At 66.9% G+C, this 2485-nt stretch carries 2 protein-coding genes; both read left to right on the top strand.

What is annotated here, in order from left to right:
- Positions 1 to 237 precede the first annotated feature (237 nt).
- Positions 238 to 1218 (top strand): GGDEF domain-containing protein, encoded by a 981-nt coding sequence (locus Y887_RS16670; RefSeq protein ID WP_046965411.1) that lies wholly within the window; start codon positions 238 to 240, stop codon positions 1216 to 1218.
- A 159-nt stretch (positions 1219 to 1377) separates the two neighbouring features.
- A partial coding sequence (locus tag Y887_RS16665) for a M28 family metallopeptidase (protein WP_046965412.1) occupies positions 1378 to 2485 on the top strand: 1108 nt, incomplete at its 3' end.

Below are 2485 nucleotides of genomic sequence, written 5' to 3'. Positions count from 1 at the left end.
CTGCGGGGGCGGCGGGCCCCACTGCGGCGCCGGGCATTTTTGTCCGTTGGGCCTCGCGGCTGGCCGGGGGCTGAGCATGGCCGGGCAGCGGTCTCAAGTTTGCGCGGGCGACGCCGATGAACCGGCATCCTGACTGCCGGTCGTTGTCGTGAAGCCTGCGCGTTGCCACTCCAGTTGTCTGCCAGCCCGCCGCGTCCGGCAGGGAGGGCCTGCGCCTGCGCACCGGCTGTGCCGCCAATGAGCGCCACGCCGTTGCTGGAACGGATGGTGGACATGACTGCCATCCGCGACGCCGATCTGCTCGATCTGAGCCTGTTGCGCACCATGCGCGAGGTCTGCTCCGTCGAGGAGTTGTCGCTGCTGCGTATCGCCCCGGACGGCCGCACCATGGCCGAAACCCGCCTGCACGACGACGGCCGTCTGTCGCTGACGGTGGCCGAGCTGAAGGATGCGCAGATGCGTGCCCGGCTGGCCGACGTGCATGGCCCTGGCGAGGTGGTACAGCTGCAGCAGGATGGCAATGCGCTGCTGCTGTACCCGATGATGGAAGCGCGTGGCATCCGGACCTGCCTGCGGGTGGGCGGTGCGCGCACGCCCGGTGTTGCCGAACAGGCGATGCTGCAGGGCTTCGCACGCTTCTTCCAGAACTACCGCAGCCTGCTCGACGATGCCCAGCGCGACGCGTTGACCGGCCTGCGCAATCGCAAGACCTTCGACGATGTGGTCCTGGGCCTGTTTGCAGGTGGGCCGGACGCTCCGGCCACCGACGGCATCTGGCTGGGGATCGTGGATATCGATCACTTCAAGCGGGTCAATGACACCTTCGGTCATCTGTACGGCGACGAAGTACTGCTGCTGGTGGCGCAGTTGATGCAGCGCGCGTTCCGTCAGGAGGATCTGCTGTTCCGCTTCGGCGGCGAAGAATTCGTGATCGTGCTGCGCGGCGTGGATCGCGATGTGGCGGTCAGCCTGTTCGAGCGGTTCCGCCTGGCCGTTGCCGAGCATGTATTCCCGCAGGTCGGGCAGGTCACGCTCAGCACCGGCATCGTGGAGCTGACCCATGGGCGGCTGATCAGCCAGTTGCTGGACGAAGCGGACAAGGCGCTGTACTGGGCCAAGCAGCACGGCCGCAATCGCGCGGTGGTGTATGCCGAGCTGATCACCAGCGGGCAGTTGCTGCAGACCACGCAACAGACCGGCAGCGTGGACCTGTTCTAGGCGTACACGCATCGCCGTTGCCGCATCTCTTGCAAGTACGCAGGTGCGCGGCTGCACGCGCGCGACACGCGACCCTCGCAGGCGGCAATCCCGCAACATGCCGCCGCTTGCACTCGCCGGTGGCTACACTCCCGGGCTGTCTGATAGCTGGGGTATGCAATGAAGCGACGTGCCGTGGGACTCTTGGCAATGGCGGTCTCGACCGCAGTGATGGCGCAGGCGCCGACGTTCGATGGCGCGCGCATCTCGCGCGACGTCAAGGAGCTGGCGTCCGATGCCTATGAAGGGCGTGGCCCGGCCACTGCCGGCGAAGAAAAAACCATCGCCTATCTGAGCAAGCAATTTGCCGACGCGGGCCTGCAGCCCGGCGGCGATCTCGCAGCCGGCAAGCGGCTGTGGACCCAGGCGGTGCCGTTGCGTCGCGCCGATATCGTCGGTACGCCGACGCTTTCGCTGACGAATGCCGGCAAGCCGCAGGCGCTGACGCAAGGCAAGCAGATCGCCATCCGTGCCGCGCTCGACGGCGCGTCCAAGGTCGACATCGCCAACGCGCCGTTGGTGTTCGTCGGCTATGGCGTCAAGGCGCCGGAGCGCGACTGGGACGACTTCAAGGGCGTGGACCTGAAGGGCAAGATCGCGGTGGTGCTGATCAACGATCCGGACTTCGAAACCGGCAAGGGCGCCTTCGACGGCGCCGGCATGACCTATTACGGCCGCTGGACCTACAAGTACGAAGAAGGCGCACGCCAGGGCGCGCTCGGCGTGCTGGTGGTGCACGAAACCGCGCCCGCCTCCTATGGCTGGGACACCGTGGCCAGCTCCAATACCAACACCATGTTCGATGTGGTGCGCGACAACCCGCGTGCCGCGCACCCCACCGTGGAAGGCTGGATCCAGCGCGATCTGGCCACCGCGCTGTTCAAGCGCGCCGGGCTGGACTTCGACGCGCTGAAGAAGCAGGCGCAGACCCGTGGGTTCAAGCCGGTCGAGCTCAAGGGCCAGGGGCTCAGTGCCAGCTATCAGGTCAAATCCGACGTGATCACCTCGCACAACGTGGTCGCACGCCTGCAAGGCAGCACGCATCCGGATGAAACGCTGATCTACAGCGCGCACTGGGACCATATCGGCGTGGGCAAGCCGGACGCGCGAGGCGACACCATCTTCAACGGCGCGCTGGATAACGCCAGCGGCACCGCGGCGTTGCTGGAGCTGGCGCGCGGTTTTGCTGCCGGGCCCAAGCCGGAGCGCTCGGTGGTGTTCCTGGCCG

The sequence above is a fragment of the Xanthomonas pisi DSM 18956 genome (assembly GCF_001010415.1).
Lineage (GTDB): Bacteria > Pseudomonadota > Gammaproteobacteria > Xanthomonadales > Xanthomonadaceae > Xanthomonas > Xanthomonas pisi.
Note: the sequence above shows the minus strand (reverse complement) of the source record. Positions and strands in the feature narration are given on the sequence as shown.

Excerpts from the sequence above, each read along its gene's own strand:
- Y887_RS16670 (WP_046965411.1), top strand. The coding sequence starts at position 238 with ATGAGCGCCACGCCGTTGCTGGAACGGATGGTGGACATGACTGCCATC.